The organism is Rhodohalobacter sp. 8-1 (genome assembly GCF_038150125.1).
Lineage (GTDB): Bacteria > Bacteroidota > Rhodothermia > Balneolales > Balneolaceae > SW132.
In genome coordinates this window covers 85,411-107,764 of sequence record NZ_JBBVMF010000008.1, presented here as the reverse complement: position 1 = coordinate 107,764, position 22,354 = coordinate 85,411, and the positions used below count along the sequence as shown (strand labels likewise).

Below are 22,354 nucleotides of genomic sequence, written 5' to 3'. Positions count from 1 at the left end.
CATTTTGAAATCATTAGAAGCAGTTTTTGGCCCCAATTCCGCACTTGTTGAAGAACTTTATGATCAATATCAGGAAGATCCCAACAAAGTTCCGGACCACTGGAGACGTTATTTTGATGAGCTAAACGGAAAATCAGCATCTGAAGCTGTCGGTTCAGGTGCTCAGACGGCCAGGGAAAAAGAGGCCCCGGAATCAAAAAAGACCAAAAAGAAAAAAGAACCGGCCCCAAAAAAGAAACAGCCGCAGGAGAAAGAGATACCTGAAGGAGCTGAACTCCACAAAATCAAAGGAGTTGCTTCCAAGATTGTTGAAAACATGGATGAGAGCATCGAGGTACCCACGGCTACGTCGCTGCGTGTATTGCCCATGAAAATGCTCACCGAAGACCGGGCAATAATCAACCGCCACCTGCTGCAAAGCGGTCAACCCAAAGCTTCCTTTACCCATTTTATTGCATGGGCAGTTATCCAGGCGCTTAAAGATTTTCCGACTCTTAACTGCTATTATACCCAAAAAGACGGGTCGCACTACCGTGTAGAGCCGGGGCAGGTAAACCTTGGTATTGCTGTTGACCTTCAATCAAAAGACGGCTCTCGTAATCTTGTGGTCCCGAATATTAAAGGGGTGGACAAGATGAGTTTCAAAGAGTTTCTTTACGCCTATGCTGAAATCATTGATAAAGCAAGAAACGGTAATCTTGAAATTAGCGATTTCCAGAATACAACTATCAGTGTAACTAATCCCGGAACAATCGGAACAGTATCGTCGGTGCCGAGGCTGATGAAGAATCAGGGCGCCATCATTGCCACGGGTGCCATCAACTACCCTGCTGAGTTTCAGTCGATGGCCCAGGATGTATTGAACCAGCTCGGTGTCAGCAAAGTGATGTCGATCACTTGTACCTACGATCACCGTGTGATTCAGGGAGCGGAATCGGGTTCATTTCTGAAAAAAATCCACCAGCTGCTCAATGGTGAAGAGACCTTTTTTGATAAGATATTCAAAGATTTGGATATCCCCTATGAACCTCTCCCCTTCGGAGACGACCAGTATCACGGCCAGCTTAGCGGTGCAGGAAATACGCTTGAGCAGGATCGGCGGGCCATTGCCGTCTGGCGGCTCATTAATATGTACAGGATGCGAGGTCACGTACTTGCTGATCTTGACCCGCTGGAAACAAAACCCGGGCATAGTCCGGACCTGGACCTTGAATATTACGGACTGACTCTCTGGGATTTGGATCGCGAGTTTTATTGCGGCGGCCTTGGCGGGTATAAGAGCGCCAAACTCCGCGACATTATTAAACTTTTACGGGATACATACTGTGGCAAAATTGGTGCAGAATATATGCACCTGCTGGATTTAGATGAACGAAAATGGCTTCGCCAGCAAATGGAGTCCACAACAAACACCCCCGACCTTACCAAAGACGACAAAGAAAATATTCTGCACAAACTGAACCAGGCAATGGCGTTTGAACAGTTTTTGCACAAGAAATACATCGGGCACAAGCGGTTCTCTCTTGAGGGTGCTGAAACACTCATTCCAATGATGCACTTCCTGATGGAGCAGGCGGGTGAAAACGACATTCAGAAATTCTTTCTTGGGATGGCCCACCGCGGGCGGCTGAATATTCTCGTGAACGTGATGAACAAACCTTACAGTAAGGTTTTTGCCGATTTTGAGGGTAACATCGACCCAAGCACTATCCAGGGATCAGGTGACGTAAAATATCACCTGGGTGCTAAAGGAACGTACAAAACTTCAGCCGGCAAAGATATAGAGCTTGAACTACTGCCAAACCCAAGCCACCTTGAATCCGTAAACCCAGTGGTTGAAGGTGCGACACGTGCCATTCAGGATCAAAAAGACAGCGAAGATAAAGCGTACAAATCTGTCGCGCCTGTATTGATCCACGGAGATGCCGCATTTGCCGGGCAGGGTGTTGTTGCTGAAACGCTGAATATGTCTCAGCTTCGGGGGTATGAAACCGGCGGGACCATCCATGTAATCATCAACAACCAGATCGGATTTACAACTCTGCCGTCCGATGCCCGCTCCACCGAGTACGCATCAGATATCGCCAAAATGATTCTGGCTCCGATCTTTCACGTAAACGGAGATAATCCTGAATCGGCCGTCCATGCCATAAAAATGGCCCTGGACTACCGGCAGAAATTCAAGAAGGATGTGGTTATCGATCTTATTTGTTACAGGAAACATGGTCATAATGAAGGCGATGAACCGGCCTTTACGCAGCCCGGCATGTATGAAGAGATTGAAAATCACTCGCCTGTGCGGGACATATATGTGGAAGAGCTCCTTAGAAAAGCCGATTTCACTGAAGACGAAATGCAGGATATCTTCGATGAGTTTGATGAACTCCTTCAGCAAGCGTTTGAAGATGCTAAAAGTTCACCGGCTCTTGAAGTAACAGAGAGAATGCTGGACCGCTCCGAGACCAAGCAGAAAGAGTGGGATGATTATCCCGATACAACTTACCCGGTTGATAAACTAAAAGAAATTGCAGTAAAACTTAACACCGTACCAAATGACTTTGATGCAAATCCTAAGCTCCTCAGGCAATTAGCAAAACGTGCTGAAGCTGCAGAAAAAAATGAGAAGAAAATAGACTGGGGATTTGCTGAAGCACTTGCATTTGGCTCCCTTCTGCAAAGCGGAACGCCGATCCGATTGACGGGCCAGGATGTTGAGCGGGGTACTTTCAGCCACAGACATGTGGTACTGCACGGCACAAAAACGCAACAGCGATTTGTTCCGCTGAATAACCTGACGGACGATCAGGCAGAATTCTATCCATACAACAGCTTGCTGAGTGAATTCGCAGCCCTTGGCTTCGAATTTGGATACAGTGCATCAAATCCGGAAGCACTTGTGATTTGGGAAGCCCAGTTTGGAGATTTTGTGAATGGCGCCCAGGTTATTATCGATCAGTATATCTCGGCCTCTGAAGCCAAATGGGGGCAGAAAACATCCCTCATTATGACCCTGCCACACGGTTACGAAGGTCAGGGGCCCGAACACTCATCGGCACGGCTTGAACGCTTCTTGCAGCTGTGTGCAGAGGACAATATGCAAGTGGCTAATTTCACAACTCCTGCTCAGTACTATCATGCACTCAGGAAACAAATTCTTCAGGAAAAACGAAAGCCGCTGATTATCATGTCGCCCAAGAGCCTTTTGCGGCATCCGATGGCCGTCTGTAATGTTGACGAACTCGGTAATGGAAGGTATATGCCATTTATCGACGATGACATTGAATCCAAGGATTCCATTGAACGACTTATTATCTGTTCGGGAAAAGTTTATTACGATATACTGAAAGAACTTGAGGATGATGATGAGAACGGTGATGGAGATAAGAATGGGAAGAAAAAAGATCACGAAAATCTTGCAGTCGCCCGGCTTGAACAATTTTATCCATTCCCAAATAACGACATCACAAAGGCACTTGATTCATATAAAAACCTAAAAGAGATTGTCTGGTGCCAGGAAGAACCCCAAAATATGGGTGGCTGGACATTTGTGTCTCCGCGGTTAAATAATTTGCTGTCAGACGGTCAAAAATTGATTTATGCAGGCCGTCAGGCATCAGCCTCACCCGCCGCTGGACAGAAGAAAATTCATGAAGCCGAACAGAAAAAGCTGATCGACAGGGCGATTGGCAGATAGACTCTAATTACTTAAAAAGATCGATTTACTCCGAGACCTCCAGGGTTTTCACAAAGTGATCCCTTTGGTGGAAAAACCTTGGAGGTCTTACTCTACATTATCTTCATCGAATGGAGAATAGTAATAATCTCACCACAATCAGACAGGTTCTTGATAAAATCATGGAATCTTCCAAAGATTGCGATGATGTTTCAATTGGCGACATTTTAGAAATGGTGGGTCGCCGATCATTTGGCCCGATACTTCTCGTTGCAGGTATTATTACACTCGCTCCTTTAGTTGGAGACATTCCGGGGGTCCCCACGATTATCGGAATTATTGTTTTTTTGGTAGCAATTCAGCTCTTGTTTAATCGAAATAACTTGTGGCTTCCAAATGCTCTTCTAAAGAGATCCGTAAAAAAGGAGACGCTGCACAAAGCTATCAATAAACTTAAAAAACCAGCAGATTATATCGACCGCCTTTTGAGTCCGCGACTTACGTTTTTAACCTCTGGTGCTATGAATTATGTTGTGGCGGTTATTTGTCTGCTCATTTCGCTGGCAATGCCAGTCATGGAATTTATTCCGTTCAGCGCAAACTTCGCCGGTGCTGCACTCACCGCTTTTGGACTTTCACTTATCGCCAAAGACGGTTTACTAGCTCTTATGGGCTATATTTTCACCCTCTCGATCATCGTATTTATTGCATACAATGTAATGTGATTCGGTCTTGTAAAGCGGGTCGCTGACCCGCTTCCTCAAATTCAGAAAAAGCATGAATCTCATTTTTGGCTGATATTATTCAACAAGACCCGAACGTGAGAGCACACTTGTAAATTTATTTCGATTTATTGGCTAAAGAATCGTTTTGAAATTCGATGCGTTGTTTGAATGACGAGTCCACTCGGGTCAGCGACCCGAGCTACGTAGAGCGGGTCGCCTGACTCGCTTCCCCGGATTCAGGTATAAACTTTGATTTTGGACCTGACAGCGTACCTGAGTGCTTTTCGAAGGTTCCTGTAAGCGCCCGGGTTTTTGGTATCAAACTTTAATCAACTTAATCATGCCGCACCTTGATCTGCGATGACTTTGGTAAGGGCATGAACTTATCACCGAGTTCAGTTTTTCAATAGGTTATCAGCCCACTCGGGTCAGCGACCCGAGATACGTATAAGCTTTGATTTTGGACCTGACAGCGTAACTGAGTGCTTTTCGAAGGTTCCTGTGAGCGTCCGGGTTTTTGGTATCAAACTTTAATCAACTTAATCATGCCGCACCTTGATCTGCGATGACTTTGGTAAGGGCATGAACTTATCACCGAGTTCAGTTTTTCAATAGGGTATCAGCCCACTCGGGTCAGCGACCCGAGGTACGTTTATACTGCTTACCGCATCCCATTTGGAATGCCTTTGCAGATCCGGCTGACAGCATCATGGCTGTGCAAACTTTCGAGATGAGCACATCTTACCACGAAATCCTTTATCGACTCGTCTTCATTAAGTTGGTCATATAGAAGCCGGGCTGCATCTTCCACAAATTTTTGATAGGCGCCATTCATTTCAGCAAACGCCTGCTCATCTTCCCGTTTTACCATCACCTGTGTCTCGGTGTAAAGGGCATCGCGGCTGAGCTCAACAAGCTGATCAACGAAGATATCTTCGCACAATTCAACTGATATTGACGCAACACTTCGCTGGCTGTGTGGAATTGTGGCGACATCCCGCTGCTCCCTGGCGTGCTCGGCAAGTTCGAATGAACACGGACAGGCGCTGCTGTACACGAAATCCAGATGCATGAATTTGCTGAAACGGCCATATTCATCAAGCTTGCCTTCAAAAGAAACATCATAATATTGATACCCCTCAAGCCCCGATCGCAAACTTTGCTGCATCATCGGGTAGCTGAACGAGAGTTTCAGAAATGCTGTCTGGCTGCCGAGATCTTCTTTATAAGCTTTGAGAAGCTCTTCGAGTTTGCCGGGGTGAAAAATCTCGTCTTTAAAATCATAGAATGTCCGCATAATACGGCTCATATTGATCCCTTTTTTGCCGGCATCGAGGCCAACATACCCGTCGACAGATGTTTCAAGCGTTAGCAGATCCCCGGATGGCGTTGGATACTTTAGAGGGAGTTTGAAATTGGAAATTCCCACCTGTTGTATCGGTACATTGGCGCCTTCAATCAATGAGGCCGGACCGTTCTGAAGGTCAGGCAGGCTTGCTTTATACTGATCTGTTACTGTAAACGTGGGGTCGTAGAAACGTTTTAACTGTGTTGTAATCATGCGTCTTGGGGTAATAGCACTTTTTAAATGCGAGGGTTAGGACAATATTCCGCTACGTTTCGCTCGGTCTCAAAAAGCTTCACCGAATGAAGCTTTGATGGGCCGTATGCTTTTGCGCTAATATCGTCTTCAAGTTCCTGGAAAAATGCTTTAACCAAATTTTCTGATGTTGGGATCACTCCTTCTAAAAAAGGAACTTCCAGATTCAAATTCTTATGGTCACACTTGTCCAATATATTCGTTTGGATGATACTCTTTAAAACTCCGAGATCGATCACGTATCCTGTGTCAGGATCCGGGTCACCAGCAACTGTCACTTCCATAATGTAATTATGGCCGTGCCAATTGGGGTTATTGCATTTACCGAACACGTCTTTGTTCCACTGATCCGATTTTTCAGGATTATGGAGTCTGTGAGCGGCATTAAAATGGGATTTTCGTGTTACGTAGATCAATAGCTTATATTTAATTTGTATCGACCCTTACAACGCAGAGTAACGAAGACGGGTTCCCTGTTGCATCAAAAATTTATTCGGCACAAAAAAAGCCCCGGTTCCCCGGAGCTCTTTTTAATGTGATCAGCTCATTCAGTGAAGAGCTAAGATATCTTCACCAATTATATGAACGTGTGTATGATACCCAAATAAGATTACCTGAATATGTTACTGCCGTTAAGCAATTGTTACCTCTGATTTTTGTATCCAAAAAAAAAGAGAGCTCCGAATCTACGGAGCTCCCCTTGATCAGCACACAAAACAGGCCCACAGGACAGTGGACCCGATTGCATATTCTTATTTAACAAGCATCATTTTTCGTGTGATTGTCAGGCTGTTGCTTTGTAGCCTGTAGATGTACATGCCACTTGATAAGTTAGAGGCATCAAACTGCACAGTATTTGTACCTGCAGGCTGTACACCACTCACGAGAGTAGCAACACTACGTCCTGTAATGTCGAATACTTCAAGAGATACATTCTCACTGCTGGGCAGCGTAAATGAAATCTGTGTCGTTGGGTTGAATGGGTTTGGATAGTTTTGATTGAGTGTGATAGCTTCAGGACCTGTATACCCAACCTCTTCAAGGTCAGTTACCAAATCATTGTTCAGATATCCTTTCTCATCTAATGCCGTCCATCCCTGCATCCAGTTTCTACCGTCAAAAGCTCCGATATAACTTGAGTTGGTAAACCAGGAGTCAGACAACGACTGCGCAGCGTTCCAGACAGGACTCGCTTCATCAGGTCTTGGATCGAGCATTCCGCCACCCTCGGTGCGATCGATGCCGCGAAGCATGGGGTCGGTCACCTGATTGTTATTCTCAGGAGCTGTAAGGTAGGTACGGACAAATTCCTGCGGGATAAAGTCCGCAACATTGTCTCCGGCAGAAAATCCAAACCAGATATTGTTCTTCAGCGCAAGGTCACCCTGCTCCAGTCGCGTACGGCTGTCAAAGGTGTTCTCGCCACTTACATCTTCTATCGTAATCGCCAGGCCCTGCTCACTGCCAAAGTCAGTAATGACACTATTATGGTACTCTCCGCCAGTGTTATCGCGGAAGATCAGCGCTTCATTACCATCACCCGAGGGAAACGGAAACTGATCGGCTCCGGCACCAATATAGGTCACGTTCGATACAATCGGCCGGCCAAATGGCGTGGTATTCTCTGCATCCGTGGCGCTTCCGTCCATTTCTGCAATCCGTCCGGCTTCATCGCCTCCCTGGATCGCAAACCAGAACTGGCCGCGTCCCCTGAAGCCCTCGTCCCAGTCGAAGTTATCATCTGAGGTGAAGGCAGATACTAAATACTTGCCGTCTACCGTGCCACCAAACCATTCAAATCCATCATCGGCGCTGGCATAGGATTCCACATACTCCACAATGGTTCCCCGGCCTACACCGCCAAGAGTCAGTCCCTGGATCTCATTGCCCGCCTGGTCGCCTATGGCAATACCAGTGTGGCGAATCGATACGTAGCGAAGTATTCCGGAGCTGTCATTGTCATCATCCCCGCCATACACTGCGCGGTCATCGCCTTCCGCCGTAAGTTCATTAATCCCTTCAATCTGCTTTTGATCGGGATTGTTGGTGGTTGCATATCCCAGCACGACTACGCCGCCCCAAAGGCCGCGATCGTTGAGGCCCAATGTGCCATCATCCTCTTCAGCGGTAAATATCACCGGGTTGCTTGCCGTTCCTTCAGCAAAAATCTTTGCCCCGCGTGTAATCACCAGTGCAGACGCATTGTTGCCCTGGCCTGTGCCCCCACGAACAATTGTTCCCGGCTCGATATATAGCTCAGCGCCGTCTTCCACAAACACCACGCCGTCAAGCAGGTATTCATTGTCGCTGGTCCATACATAGGTTTCTCCGGCTTCTAAATCTGAATCGGTTATAGTTATCAGATTTGGGTTATCAAAAGAAACAGGTGTTAAATATCCTTTTTCATCCAGAGCTGTCCATCCCTGCATCCAGTTTGTATTGCTGCTAAATGCCCCTTTATAAGGTACATTAGAAAACCAGTTATCACTCAAAGAAACAGCACCCGATTCTGCAGGGCTTCCGGCTGATGGCCGTGGATCGAGCAATTCACTTCCCTGCGTGCGATCGATGCCGCGAAGCATGGGGTCGGTCACCTGATTGTTATTCTCAGGGGATGTAAGGTAGGTCCGAGCAAAATCCTGCGGAATGTAATCCTCAATGTTATCCCCGGCAGAAAATCCAAACCAGATATTGTTCTTCAGCGCAAGGTCACCCTGCTCCAGTCGCGTACGGCTGTCAAAGGTGTTCTCGCCACTTACATCTTCTATCGTAATCGCCAGGCCCTGCTCACTGCCAAAGTCAGTAATGACACTATTATGGTACTCTCCGCCAGTGTTATCGCGGAAGATCAGCGCTTCATTACCATCACCCGAGGGAAACGGAAACTGATCGGCTCCGGCACCAATATAGGTCACGTTCGATACAATCGGCCGGCCAAATGGCGTGGTATTCTCTGCATCCGTGGCGCTTCCGTCCATTTCTGCAATCCGTCCGGCTTCATCGCCTCCCTGGATCGCAAACCAGAACTGGCCGCGTCCCCTGAAGCCCTCGTCCCAGTCGAAGTTATCATCTGAGGTGAAGGCAGATACTAAATACTTGCCGTCTACCGTGCCACCAAACCATTCAAATCCATCATCGGCGCTGGCATAGGATTCCACATACTCCACAATGGTTCCCCGGCCTACACCGCCAAGAGTCAGTCCCTGGATCTCATTGCCCGCCTGGTCGCCTATGGCAATACCAGTGTGGCGAATCGATACGTAGCGAAGTATTCCGGAGCTGTCATTGTCATCATCCCCGCCATACACTGCGCGGTCATCGCCTTCCGCCGTAAGTTCATTAATCCCTTCAATCTGCTTTTGATCGGGATTGTTGGTGGTTGCATATCCCAGCACGACTACGCCGCCCCAAAGGCCGCGATCGTTGAGGCCCAATGTGCCATCATCCTCTTCAGCGGTAAATATCACCGGGTTGCTTGCCGTTCCTTCAGCAAAAATCTTTGCCCCGCGTGTAATCACCAGTGCAGACGCATTGTTGCCCTGGCCTGTGCCCCCACGAACAATTGTTCCCGGCTCGATATATAGCTCAGCGCCGTCTTCCACAAACACCACGCCGTCAAGCAGGTATTCATTGTCGCTGGTCCATACATAGGTTTCTCCGGCTTCTAAATCTGAATCGGTTATAGTTATCAGATTCTGAGCTATCCCTGTAAACGGGAGCATCAGAATGAATGATAACATGAGTATCTGTTTAATCATTGTAATCCTATCTGGTTTTATGGTTTAGGTTTATGATGGGTTTTGTAAAGACCATTTGATTAGAAAGAGTATTTTAAACCAAGAGAAATAGATCTTCCTCGTTGATAGCTTTCGTTGATATACTCTGCTCCTTTATACTGCTGGGAAACCTTTATCTCAGGGTTCGTCAGATTTTTAGCAGCAAGATTTATTGCAAAATGCTGTCCAATCGTTTTATTTACTACAAAATTTACGGTGCTGTATGACCTTTCAAAGAGATTTGGCGTGGCCCCCTCAGCTACACTCAATAATCGATCACCAAATGTATTGTAACTGAGCGTTGCAACAACACCAAGAGGGCCGGGATTGTTATAACTCACATTGGCATTGATCAGATAAGGAGATTGTCCCTGGAGCTGCCGTTTTGTACTCGGATTTGGATCAGATTCTCGTATTAAAACCAATTCACGCTCAGGTATGTCTACCTCAGAGTGGACATAAGAAAAATTAGCCCCAAGTTCGATGTACCGAAAAAGATTACTTATGTTGTTGAGCCGTTTTCGACCTTCTACTTCAACTCCATACACAATCGCCTGATCCACGTTCTGTATCGAAGCTGTTTTATTACCGATGTCTGAACGAATTACACGCTCAAGCGGATCATCAAAATCTTTATAAAACCCACTGACAGCAAAGATTTCCCCGGGCCTTGGGTACCACTCCCATCGTAAATCGTAATTTTTAATCAGTGTTCTTGTAAGACTTGAATTACCTTGGAAAACAAAATCACCTCTGAAACTAAATGTGCTGTAAGGAGCAAGTTCCCTGAATGTAGGCCGGGCTACAGTATTTGTATATGCTGCTCGCAAGTTCATGTTATCGCTTAGGCTGTAAATCAGGTTTACCGAGGGTAATATATCTACATTTTTCAGCTCACCTTTGGGCTGGTCTTCGTCAAAACTGATCATTTCAATAGACGTGTCCTCAATTCGTGCACCACCTATGAATCTGAGGCGTTCAGTCAGGTAGAGTTCAAGCATGCCATATGCTGCTCGTGTCGATTGAAGTCCGTCGTAGTTACTTTTTTCAGAAACCGCTTCGGTGATCAGATTTCCAAACTGATAATTGCCATTGCTTGCCGTACCAATGATTCCCGTCTGCGAAAAATAGCCGTTAAAATCCGGCCCGTTTTCGAGTGTGTATTCCACCAGTCGAAAACCGTTGCCTCGTTCGTAGTCAAATCTTCTCTGCCTGAACTCTCTGGTAATATCAAGATATGATCCTCCGATTTTAATCTTACCAGTTGGCATTTTTGCAAACGCTAATGGTATTTCAAAATCCACATTCAGGTTCATGTTATTTTCATTCAGAAATCTGAAATATCGTGTCGGTGGCGGATTGTTTCCTCCCAAGTCTGAATAAACCAGCTGGTCCACCTGTGGTACAAAGGTAACCCTGTTCGTAAAGTATTTGAGATCAGGTTCATCCTGGTAGTTAGCGGAAAAAGAGCCTCTTAATTCTGCAGTTATATTCAGAAATTCAGGAAAATAATGGTCAGCTTTTAACTGAAGCGACTGTAAACCACGTTCAGTGTATGAAGCCACTCTCGATTGATATGTTGCGCTTCCGAGCTCCGTCCAAAAACCTTCTAAAAACCTTCCTTCAGAAATGCCACTTTGTGTTTGCAGATATTTTGCGCTAAATCTGTGATTCTGGTGCAGCTTATATGAAAGTGAAGCCATACCTCCAAGATTTGTCTCAGATTGCCCGGTTCTATCGTCAAGCAAAAGAGACGAAGTAAGAGAGTCGGTACTTTCAACATTTCCAATTAATGAGTAGCTGCCATTCACACCATTATTGGCACTGCTATAATCGCGGCCATAGGTAATGCTTCCCATTATGCCAAGATCCCTTCCAAAAAGTTGTTCTACAGATCCATAGGCAACTGAATAACTTTGGTTAATTGGAACATCCCGATCACGAGGTGCCATCTCTGGATTAAATGCATTTGCCATACGATCAAGTAGTTCAGCCTGCTCTTGATTGGTTCTTGCAGTTTGCTGTGAAGGAACCTCTACTGGATCAATATTATTGAATATGTCTGGAACGGTTCGGCTGGAGCTGCCCCGGGCGTACCAGTCTGATGATCCTTTTTGATCCAGAAGTGTAGTGTTAAATGAAGACTGGGTGTTATATGTAGTTGAAGTGGAAAATTCGAGAGTAGTATTCTCTGGAAAATCTACGGTTGAAACATCTACAATTCCACCACTGAAATTTCCGGGTCTGTCTGGAGTAAAGGTTTTTACCGTAACGAGATTTTCCAGAAAGCTGGATGGGAAGAGGTCGAGCTGAAATGATTTACGATTTGGATCCGCACTTGGCAATTCAGAGCCATTCAGATGAGTACTTGAATACCTGTCGCCAAGCCCGCGTATATAAACATACTTACCTTCAACAACAGATGCTCCAGTAACTTTAACCATTGCATCGGCAGCATTACTACTACCGGTCTGGGAAATCATTTCTGCAGAGATTGCATCGTTAAATGATATAGATTTCTGACGCTGCCGTAATAATCCAACTTCGTTGTCAAGAATTGCCGATGCCGATACAATTATATCATCAAGTTCTTCTGTTTCCGAGGAGAGAGCGATATCCAGATTTGTCGTTTCACCAGCTGAAATCTCAACGCCGGTTACTGTTTGCTTTTGATAGGAGATGTAGCTAAAGACGAAGGAGTAGGTACCTTCTTCAATGTCTCTGATTGTATATTTACCGTCGATATCGGTTGAAGCGCCTGTTGTGGTGCCTTCAATGACAACGTTTGCTCCGATGATGGTTTCACCGGTTTCTGCATCTACAACGGTACCCGTAATGGTACCCGTACTTTGCGCATTTAACTCAGAAATGCTGCCAAGAGTGATAACTGAAACTGCAGCTATCAAAAATGATAAGATTAATGTTGTTTTTTTCACTGTCCTTGTGGTTTAGTTTGTCCTTATTTTGTGTGCTGGACTCTAAACTACATTGGCAATGTTGCAATACTGTTTCCTGTATATTATCAGATTGTTTCTATAATGTTAACCCAATGTTAACAAGTTTTAAGTATATGTTTTTTAACATCTTAAAACATTATAAAAAAGAAATTCGGGTGTAAATTTCCTGTATGATTTGATGGTATAAACTAAAAAAGCCGCACCCTGACGGGTACAGCTTTTTATAATCTAATTAGTTCTACAAGGATGTGAATGAATTAATTAACTGCTATTCAGACAGTTGACTACTTCTTGGTATCCTCAGACACTGATTCCTGGCTTTCCGATTCTGAATCATCATCGTCATCAGATTTTTTCTCTGACGATTCTTTGGATGCATTTGGTTCATCCGATTCATCAGGAATCAAATTCATCTGGTTGCCTTCACTTTTCTTTTTAGTTTCTTTTTCCTCTGTTACCTCTTCCGAGTTGCCATTTTTGGCTGAACTCTTTTTGATGGTATCTTCAGATTTACCATTACTTTCAAAAATTCCTTCCGGATAGTTTCCACTTGGCCGGTCACCGAGAAGTTCCCTTATATCATGGTGGTTAATCACTTCTTTTTCGAGAAGTGTTTTGGCCATTTTTTCAAGTTTGTCTCTGTGCTCGTTTAGGAGATCAAGCGTTTTCTGGTAGTTTTCTTTGATGATATCCTGAATAGCCTGGTCAATTCGCTGGGCCGTTTGTTCGGAATACTTTTTATTGAACCCGTAACTGTTGTTGGGATTTTGCGAATCCTTCAATGAGAGGTAGCCCAGCTCTTTACTCATGCCGTATTCCGCCACCATTGCAAATGCCATGGTTGTAATACGTTCAAGGTCGTTTTGAGCACCTGTTGAAATCCGGCCAAATATGATCTCTTCAGCTACACGTCCTCCAAGAAGTGCACAAATTTTATCGTTTAGCTCTTCCGTGGTCATCAAGAACCTGTCTTCCAGCGGCGTTTGCAGTGTATAACCGAGAGCTGCCAATCCACGTGGTACAATACTCACCTTCAGCACTGTATCGGTATGCTCGAGATACCACCCAACAATTGCATGGCCTGCTTCGTGATATGCTACAATTTTTCTTTCGTCCGGATTAATGAGCTTGTTTTTCTTCTCAAGACCGGCAACAACCCGTTCAATTGCATCCTGGAAATCGACCATTTCCACCGATTTCTTATCCCGGCGTGCAGCCAAAAGAGCTGCTTCATTACACAAGTTGGCGAGTTCAGCACCAGCGAATCCGGGAGTTTGAGATGCCAGAACTTTCAGATCTATATTGTCGGAGAGTTTCAGTTTTTTAACATGAACTTCCAGTACTTCAATTCGCCCTTTCAGATCTGGTTTATCAATCAGAATCTGCCGATCAAACCGGCCGGGTCGCAGAAGCGCGGAATCCAGTACATCCGGTCTGTTCGTTGCCGCCATTATAATGACGCCATTGTCAGAGTTAAACCCATCCATTTCGCTCAGCAGCTGATTCAACGTATTTTCACGCTCATCATTAGAGCTCATCTGCATGCCGCCACCACGGGTACGGCCGATGGAATCAATTTCATCAATAAATACAATACAGGGAGCTTTCTCTTTTGCCTGTTTGAATAAGTCACGGACACGGGCAGCACCCACCCCAACAAACATTTCCACAAAATCAGATCCACTCAAAGAGAAAAACGGAACATCCGCCTCACCGGCTGTGGCTTTTGCAAGCAGAGTTTTACCTGTACCGGGAGGGCCAACAAGCAGTACACCTTTTGGAAGACTACCGCCCAGGTTTGTAAATTTCTTGGGCGTTTTCAAAAACTCCACAACCTCTTCAACTTCTGCTTTAGCTTCTTCAAGTCCGGCAACGTCTTCGAATGACACCTTGCTTTCAGTCTGCTTGTCATACAGAGAAGCTTTGTTCTTCCCTATGTTCAATACTTGCTGGCCGGGGTTCATTCGCTTAAATATAAATACCCAGAATGCAATAATGAGAGCGATCGGTATCAGCCAGATAAGTATTCCGCTCCACCAATCCTCTTCTATACGTACATCGTACACCACGTCATTTTCATCAAACAGTGCGCGAATTTCATCGCCTTCAAGCATGGTAGTTGAAAAACTGGGAGCTCCGGATTGTGACGAGAGCCATTGATTGTCATCTTCGGTGGGCTGCTCAACTATACCTTCACTAATGGCTTTTTCAGAGTATTCGCCGCGAATGCGGGTGTTATTGGTAATAACAACCTCATCGACATAGCCTTGTTCTACATATTCGAGGAATACGCTGTATTTAATGCGTTCAGAGCTGTCTCCGGGTGCAACGAGAAAATTAAATCCGATGAGAACTAAAAAAAGAACAACATAAATCCAGATTGGAAATCGTGGTCCTTTCTTTTTTTTGGTTTTATCTGAGCCCTGACGGGGAGAATTCTTGGGTGTTTGTTTTTTAGTCATTTAATATCTTTTGGTATCAAAAACAGCCTTGAATATACGGTTTTTTCGAATGAGTTGTGCATTTTCAATAAGACTGTGATAGAAATTTTACACAAGTTAGAAAAGACGTTTTCTAAACGTATTAGAGGGCAATCGGTTTCATTTATTCTTTCATCGTAAATCAGTAACGGCTTTGTTGAACATTTATGTTTCAAAAAGATCAAACTTAATTGTTCTGTCTTCCCCGGTATTGATAATGAACTGTTTTTCTTTCTCCACCATTTTGCCGATGACCGAAAAATCATCAAAATCAGCTTTTAATTTCTCAACTTCCTCCTCCCGGATGGTGAACGCCATTTCGAAGTCTTCTCCGCCGTAAAACGCGTATTTGTCAACGTCTTCCTGCATTTCATCGGCTACATTCCGCACCTCGTAGGATATTGGAATAGCAGGGCTATAAATTTCGATTCCTGATTCCGACTGTTTTCCAATACGCTGAAGGTCATTCACAACTCCACCCGTAATATCTGTCATACTTGATGGAATTATTCCTGCCTTTGCAAATCCTTTTAACAGATCCAACCTGGCTTTTGGAACCAGCTGACGCTGAACCACATATTCATAATCACCCAGATCGGGCTGAAAATGATCCTGGCCGCTCTCCTTCCAGGCACCCTTTTCTCTGAGCAACACACGAAGCCCGGCAATAGCTGCGCCAAGATCACCTGTTACGCAGATAATATGGTCTTGCTTTGCGCCTGACTGCCTGACTACTTGTTCTTTGTTTCCCAATCCCGTTGCTGTAGCAGAAAGCACCAGTATTTGGTGTGATGCGGTAATATCACTGCCTGCAAGCTGAATATTATAATCGTTGCACGCGGCGTCGATCCCTTCGTACAGATTTGTCAGCATCTGTACTGAATATTTATTTGGAGCAGCTATGTTTAGATGAAGGTGAACGGGATCAATATTCATCGCATAGATGTCACTAACCGCTGCCGTTACCAACTTATATCCCAGATGATGAAAAGGCGTGTATGTCAAATCAAAATGTACACCCTCCAGGAATATCTCCGATGAAGTTACCACGCTCAGATCATCGCCTGCGCGCATCACTGAAGAATCATCTCCGATTCCTGTTTCTACTTCTTCGCGCTGAACTCCTGTGAATTCTGCGATGTCATCTTTAAACGACGGAAGGCCGTATTCGTGGATTGACTGAAACTCATCTTTTGCCATAATCTATCTTTAAATAAAAAAAGGCATGTACACAAAAGTGTAGACGCCTTTTAAACAATGGTTAAAAACATGTATCTCACTACAGCAAATATATGAGATACCTATTTTAAAAAGTTTAATCTAGTTTGAGCTATATCTCCCGAAGCGTGGAGTAGTTAACACGCAAGGTTCCTGCGTGTCTGAGCTCCTGCTGCACATCGGTAATTATCCCAAACTCCGAGTCTTGGTCTACCCTCAGTGAGACAATCAGCCGGGGTTCTTCCATAATTTTATCATACATGATATTACGGATGGCTCCCATATCGTCAACAAGGGTATCATCAATTTGGACTTTGGTTTCACCAAGTCTGTTATTACCAAGTCGCTGCGGGCCAATATATATATAGCTCACAAGTCTTTTTTGTTCAATTTTCTCAATGTTTTCCGCTTGAGCGTATTCGATCTGAACCTGGAGTTCAACTTCTCTCAAAACGGTGGTAACCATAAAGAAAATCAGAAGCATAAATACAACATCAGGCATTGCTGATGTGGGCACGGCCTGCTTCGTTTCGGCCTGTTTCTTTTTGAATTTACTCATAAGTTATCCCTCATCCGGTTCTGCGATTGAAATTCGTTTTGGATAGAGTTCGTTAATCTCATCCTGCTCAACGCTATCATCTTCCAGGGATTCGTAAGGCACACCAAACCTGGATTGAGATGCTTGGTTTCGTAGTTCAGCATAAGCGCCCATCACCTCATCAAGCATGTTGATGTAAACGTTATAGGGCGTTCGCCGGTCAGTTTTTATAGACACAACAGCATCATCAGGAGATTCTGACAAATCCTGGCTGTTGTTTGGATTATCTACAAACTCTTTAACCCGATCACGAACTTCCGAGATAACAGCAATTTCACCATCCATCAATACACGTCCCTGAGCATCTACAAGTATGTTCAGAAGGTTACGGTCTCGCACTGGGGGCGGCGGAGTTGTTTCATCCGGAATGGGTGGTAAAACCAACCCGATACCGGCATCTACATTAATGGTCGTCACCACTAGGAAGAATATCAGCAGTAGAAACGCGATATCAGCCAGTGATGACCCATTAATTTCCGGTTCTTCTTTTTTCTTTTTTTTATCAAGCATAGAATTAAATATTAAATGTTCTTCTTGCGCTTGAGATAACTATTCCCAGAACCATAAGGCTCATCAGTGTCAATAATGTAATCATACCGGATTGGTCAATCGCTCCGGTGATTGCATAAGCAATTCCAAATATGACGAATGGAACAGCCATTGCCAACACCCGTTTTAAGTCGGACTTGCCATATGTGATATTCCTGATACCAAAGATCAAGGCCAAAATGGCTGCAATCACTATGATACCCATTCCTAAGCCTATTGAAATACTTTCAATCATAATTTATCCTGTTATTAAAAGGTTAATGGTTAAATGACGCCAGAGCTCCATTATGCCTGGGTCTCGTCTGAACCTTCTTCAGGAACAATTTGCTTTCCTTCTTTCATTAAAATGATAGAATCGATAAGCGTGATAGAACTTTCTTCCATTTCCGCAATAATACGGTCAATCTTAGATACGCAGTAATTGTATCCAACCTGCAGAATAATACCGGCCAGAAGCCCGGCGGCAGTGGTCAGAAGCGCAATTTTAATACCTCGCGCTACAAGACTTGGGGAAATATCAGCAGCTGCTTCAATAGCATCAAACGCCTCAATCATACCAACAACAGTACCAAGGAATCCGAGAAGCGGAGCAATAGCAATAAACAGTGCCAGCCAAACAAGGCCGCGCTCCAGGAAGCTCATTTCGATGGATCCATATGTAGTAATCGCTTTTTCAGCGGCTTCTACGCCTTCGTCGGCTCTCATGAGGCCTGCCTGAAATACAGAAGCGATAGGTCCTCTCGTTTGGGCACATAAATCCTGAGCAGCGGGAATTCCACCGTCCTGCAAGGCTTGCTGTACGTCGAGGATAAATTTTCTTGTGTTAATATCGGCAAGATTGAGAGTAATAACTCTTTCAAGGAAGATTGCCAGCCCTAATATCAGAGCTACGAGTACCGGCCACATCCAAGCTTCCCCTTCATTGAATTTTTCTACTAGTACGTTAAAAAAGCCAGCATCAGTTCCTGCCTGGAGGAAAAAATATCCGAAATCCGCTCCCATTTGTAGAACAGACTGAGCTAAAAATGAAGTCATAAGGTTACTCCGCGTTATGTTTTGGTTATGGGCTTAATTTAAAGCAAAATGATAGATCATTTGATAGTAAATGTCAAAACGTAGTTAGTGTTTTAACAATATTACAAGAGAATGACTAAAATTTTGCTTCATATTTTATAATTCTTTATTTGATTGCTTCAATTTGTAAAATATTCAGTGTTTTCCGGCCTACGTATTTAACTTTTTACGGGCCTGGGCCTATAAAATATTGTTGCAATAAATTGGTGGTAACAAACCGCTGAATCAAACTAAAACTTTCTTGTTAAATATATTAGAAGACAGCACTAACTACCAAACGTAATGTTTGAATTATTTCACTCTCCGATGTTGTGCGTCCATTGTACTGCAAAGATATACGCAAAAGCGAAGAAGCACGGTAATCACTATTCAGGCTCCAGACAATATTAGTTCCTCTCCCAATGCCTTCTGTGAGCTCATACTCCGCCTGACCCGCAGCATTGCCGGAAATTTTTGTGTTTCGTAACTGAAGCCTGAACCGATTTTGTACGCGGTTAAAAAGAAAAAGCTGAGCTCTGTTTTCAACTAAAAGTGTTCTTGCTGTGGCTTTTCCAGCTTCTGAATCACTCCTTTTAAATGTATATCCTGTGCGCCATTCTACCTGGGCAGATCTACTTAAAAACAGGCTGACTCCCGGCCGCACCTCAAATCCTCGGATACTGTAATTTCTGGAATCGAACCGGCTGTTCCTGTTTAAAGATTCCGATTGCTGAATCGAGGCCAGAAACCTGAGCGGCTGAGTGACCTGATGCTCACCTTCCGCGAGTATCACACGGTTTGATCCGGATTGTACGCCAACCGCCCGCTGGGTAAGAGATTTCGTCTCGTTAAAAGCTGCGCTTAACTCAGTGTTGCGATTATCCGTTCGCCAGCTCAATCGCTGCCTGATAGTTCGTCGGCCGTTTATTGAGCTCTGCTCATCTCTCATCACCGACGGATTTAGGAAGTAAACTTTGCTAAGATTCTGCTCCAGGCTTGTTTCATTGATTTCAAACAGGGAATTCCAGATCAAAAATTTGAGTGGTGATGCCTCCATCCCTGATACATTCCCGATCAATTTTCCAAGCATTATTTCATTCCTCACCCGGAAGGTTACATCGATAACCGCCTGCAAATCATCTGATGGAACAAACTGCCGGATATACGTCCCCTCGTTGGGTGTCACCTCGGGAAAAAACTCATCCAGCTGCTGCACATCATCCCCATTTAAATCCACCCAAATATACTGCCCCAGTTCCGGGCCAACTTCAATATAGGTTTCCTGCAAAAGAGCACGCCGCTCGGTACCGGTCTCATAAAATAATTCGCCGTTCAGATCCCCATCAATCATATCGTATGACGAGATGGAGCTCATTAAAACTCCTTTACTGTCGGGCACCAGAGTCTCGTTCAGAAATTTTTCGTTTGTCTGCTTTTGGCGAAACTGTATTCTGTTTGATGTAGTGAATTTAGCAGAGGGACGATACTCCATGCCAAATCGCTGTGATCTGCTTATCGATTCGTCCGTCAATTCATTGTTCAACGGCCGCTGATTTGTCCGATAACCGATGCCACCGTTTAGCGTTAAGTCACCGATTGACATTTCCAAACCAGGATTTACTTCATAAAACCGGATCGATTGCGGAAGAAGGCTGTCGGCAAATGATCGCTGCATTCTTTTTTCCGTGTCCCAGTTGATGCCGGGAATGAGCTCCACATCACCAATGTTGAACGTTCTCGCGGCATCTCCCCGATGACGAATCCAGCTTCCCTCCTGCTCCAGGCGACCGTCGCGACTCTCTACGTAGGTTGTTCTGGTTGTTATGCCTGGCAGTGTCTGCTCCTGTAATATTGTGTTAATCTCGCCTCTATACCCTTTGAACTGGTTCCGAGACAGACGCCCGCCGTTTATACTGATCTCTGATCCCGAGTCGCCTGACAGATTAATGAACCCGGTCGTTTGTAGCTCCTCTTCGTCGCTATCCACAGCCCGGACAATATTCCATCGGCGGTCGAATTCGATCTCTCTTGGGCGGTCAAAAAACTCAAATTTCTGCCCGATATACGTCTGTTCCGCCCCGGCCTGTAGCGTTCCAATTCCTGATTCAACTTCTGAAACCTCCAGTACTCCGTTCAGTGCCATATCGGTGTTATCGCTGTTGCCGATAGTTGAAAAACGGTTCGGATCGAACTCGCTGATAGCCCACTCCGCCTGCAGCGACACGTACTGGTTGAGATCCAACCTCGAGTTAAGAGAAAGCATCTGGTGACTTACGGGTGCCTGCAGCCTGACAACAGGCTCGTATCGGCCAGCTCCGGGTCCCACCCACTCATATAAAAGTCCGTTCACGGCTGCGCCCACTCTGCGGTACGCCCCTTCCCCCTCTCCAATATTTGTAAACCGAACACGATATACGGACCGCCTATTGCCGGGCAAGCTTTTAAAAATCTCAAATGTTTCTCCGTTCAGGGTGGTGTCAACTTTTGCATACAGTGTAAAGTCCGCATCGTCCCGAAAACCGATGGAATCGGCACCGCTGACAAAAAGATCGTCCACATTGTCTCCAAGCTGTCGCAGCCGTTCGATATCCTCATCTGAAAGATTAAGCTGAGTATTCGGATTCTTGTTATCAGCCTCCCGAATGTAGGTCGCGCCAATACTCATCTTTCCATCAAACAGCTCCTCCTCCCTGCCCCTTGCCGTAAAAAGAGTGCGTGTAAAGTTCTGCGTGATGTACTGAAACTCCACTACAATCCGTGTTTCGTCAGTCACCACTAAATTGTTTGTAAACGTAATCTCCCCGAGCCCGTAATCGATGATGTATTCGTTTTCGGCACCCCGGTTTACGCGAGATCCGTTCACATACACCTGCTCAGATCCCGCAATCACAATAATGAACGCTTCATTCTCCGCACCATCCAGCCGGTAAGGCCCCTGAAGACCCTCAAGTCCGTCGAACGACTGCGTTCGAAACTGACCACGGCTAACCGACGCGCCGCCGCCAAATCGCCCGTAGGGCGTGTCAGCGTCACCCGCCGCTCCCTGTACTCTCCTGTTAATGCGGGCGAACCGACTCTCATTGTAGGAGATGTCTACATCACCCAGCTGAAGCTGACCGACCGGTGCATTTAATTCGATGAACACTCTGTCAAATTCACGAATGTTTTGAGTGGCTCCATCAGGCTGAATGGGTGTCGATCGGTCTGTTAAAGACGCCTGAATGGAGATATCGTCCGTAATCTGTCCATTCAGATCAAGCCTGAGGCCGCTATCGAGTGCGAGATCCTGGCGGTTTCCAACGGTAAATCCGCGCGTTAAGCTTCCGCTTTGATCCAGGTTCGATTCGCCAAACAGATCGTCACCCGTTCGAATCTCCCGGGTTACGGTTTCGGAATCAGATGTATCGTTCAGGACTGAATCCGGCACATCGGTAAATTCACGCCGCCTGATGATCCTGTCGATGGTAAATGCCGGCAAAGGATATGAAACTGTAATAGTTTGCCACTCATCAAACCTATCCATTGGGATATCGATTGTGAGGTTGCCGGTGGGCTCATCAAAATGCCACCACTCTTTGTTCATTACATTATCTCCGCGGTAAATATGTAACGACTCCTCATCCATCAGAAAACCCAGAAAAAGTGTTGTATCCGGCGAGGTGAGCTCAACTTGTTCTGTTTGAAGCGTGTCGGTTTGCGAATAGGCAGGCCTGCAGGTCAACGTC

13 protein-coding genes are annotated in these 22,354 nt (G+C 45.3%); 2 read left to right on the top strand and 11 right to left on the bottom strand.

The window, feature by feature from the left end; all coding sequences use genetic code 11:
* The first annotated feature begins 4 nt into the window (after window positions 1–4).
* Both AABW11_RS10085 and AABW11_RS10080 read left to right on the top strand, forming a co-directional pair.
* A complete protein-coding gene (locus AABW11_RS10085) occupies window positions 5–3,694 on the top strand; it encodes a multifunctional oxoglutarate decarboxylase/oxoglutarate dehydrogenase thiamine pyrophosphate-binding subunit/dihydrolipoyllysine-residue succinyltransferase subunit (protein WP_340104958.1) in 3,690 nt (1,229 codons plus the stop codon).
* 110 nt (window positions 3,695–3,804) lie between these two features.
* Window positions 3,805–4,398: an exopolysaccharide biosynthesis protein gene (locus tag AABW11_RS10080; RefSeq protein ID WP_340104957.1), complete on the top strand. Its 594-nt coding sequence runs from the start codon at window positions 3,805–3,807 to the stop codon at window positions 4,396–4,398.
* Between the two features lie 661 nt (window positions 4,399–5,059).
* On the opposite strand, the gene folE2 is transcribed toward AABW11_RS10080, so the two are convergent.
* The 11 genes from folE2 to AABW11_RS10025 form a co-directional block, all read right to left on the bottom strand.
* Complete coding sequence (gene folE2, locus AABW11_RS10075) at window positions 5,060–5,959, bottom strand: GTP cyclohydrolase FolE2 (RefSeq protein WP_340104956.1); 900 nt, start codon at window positions 5,957–5,959, stop codon at window positions 5,060–5,062.
* 23 nt (window positions 5,960–5,982) lie between these two features.
* Window positions 5,983–6,414, bottom strand: a complete 432-nt coding sequence (locus tag AABW11_RS10070; protein ID WP_340104955.1) for a 6-pyruvoyl trahydropterin synthase family protein — start codon at window positions 6,412–6,414, stop codon at window positions 5,983–5,985.
* A 336-nt stretch (window positions 6,415–6,750) separates the two neighbouring features.
* Complete coding sequence (locus tag AABW11_RS10065; protein ID WP_340104954.1) at window positions 6,751–9,738, bottom strand: T9SS type A sorting domain-containing protein; 2,988 nt, start codon at window positions 9,736–9,738, stop codon at window positions 6,751–6,753.
* A 77-nt stretch (window positions 9,739–9,815) separates the two neighbouring features.
* A complete protein-coding gene (locus tag AABW11_RS10060; RefSeq protein WP_340104953.1) occupies window positions 9,816–12,710 on the bottom strand; it encodes a TonB-dependent receptor in 2,895 nt (964 codons plus the stop codon).
* 305 nt (window positions 12,711–13,015) lie between these two features.
* Window positions 13,016–15,193 (bottom strand): ATP-dependent zinc metalloprotease FtsH, encoded by a 2,178-nt coding sequence (gene ftsH / locus AABW11_RS10055; protein WP_340104952.1) that lies wholly within the window; start codon window positions 15,191–15,193, stop codon window positions 13,016–13,018.
* Window positions 15,194–15,376: 183 nt separating this feature from the next.
* Entirely contained in the window at window positions 15,377–16,411 is a 1,035-nt protein-coding gene (gene thiL, locus AABW11_RS10050; RefSeq protein WP_340104951.1) for a thiamine-phosphate kinase, read from the bottom strand.
* Between the two features lie 130 nt (window positions 16,412–16,541).
* Entirely contained in the window at window positions 16,542–16,988 is a 447-nt protein-coding gene (locus AABW11_RS10045) for an ExbD/TolR family protein (protein ID WP_340104950.1), read from the bottom strand.
* Between the two features lie 3 nt (window positions 16,989–16,991).
* Window positions 16,992–17,537, bottom strand: coding sequence for an ExbD/TolR family protein (locus AABW11_RS10040; RefSeq protein ID WP_340104949.1), 546 nt, complete (start codon window positions 17,535–17,537; stop codon window positions 16,992–16,994).
* 4 nt (window positions 17,538–17,541) lie between these two features.
* Window positions 17,542–17,811, bottom strand: coding sequence for a hypothetical protein (locus AABW11_RS10035; protein WP_340104948.1), 270 nt, complete (start codon window positions 17,809–17,811; stop codon window positions 17,542–17,544).
* 50 nt (window positions 17,812–17,861) lie between these two features.
* A complete protein-coding gene (locus AABW11_RS10030; protein WP_445263755.1) occupies window positions 17,862–18,578 on the bottom strand; it encodes a MotA/TolQ/ExbB proton channel family protein in 717 nt (238 codons plus the stop codon).
* A gap of 325 nt (window positions 18,579–18,903) precedes the next feature.
* Window positions 18,904–22,350, bottom strand: a complete 3,447-nt coding sequence (locus AABW11_RS10025; protein WP_340104946.1) for a hypothetical protein — start codon at window positions 22,348–22,350, stop codon at window positions 18,904–18,906.
* Window positions 22,351–22,354: the final 4 nt, after the last annotated feature.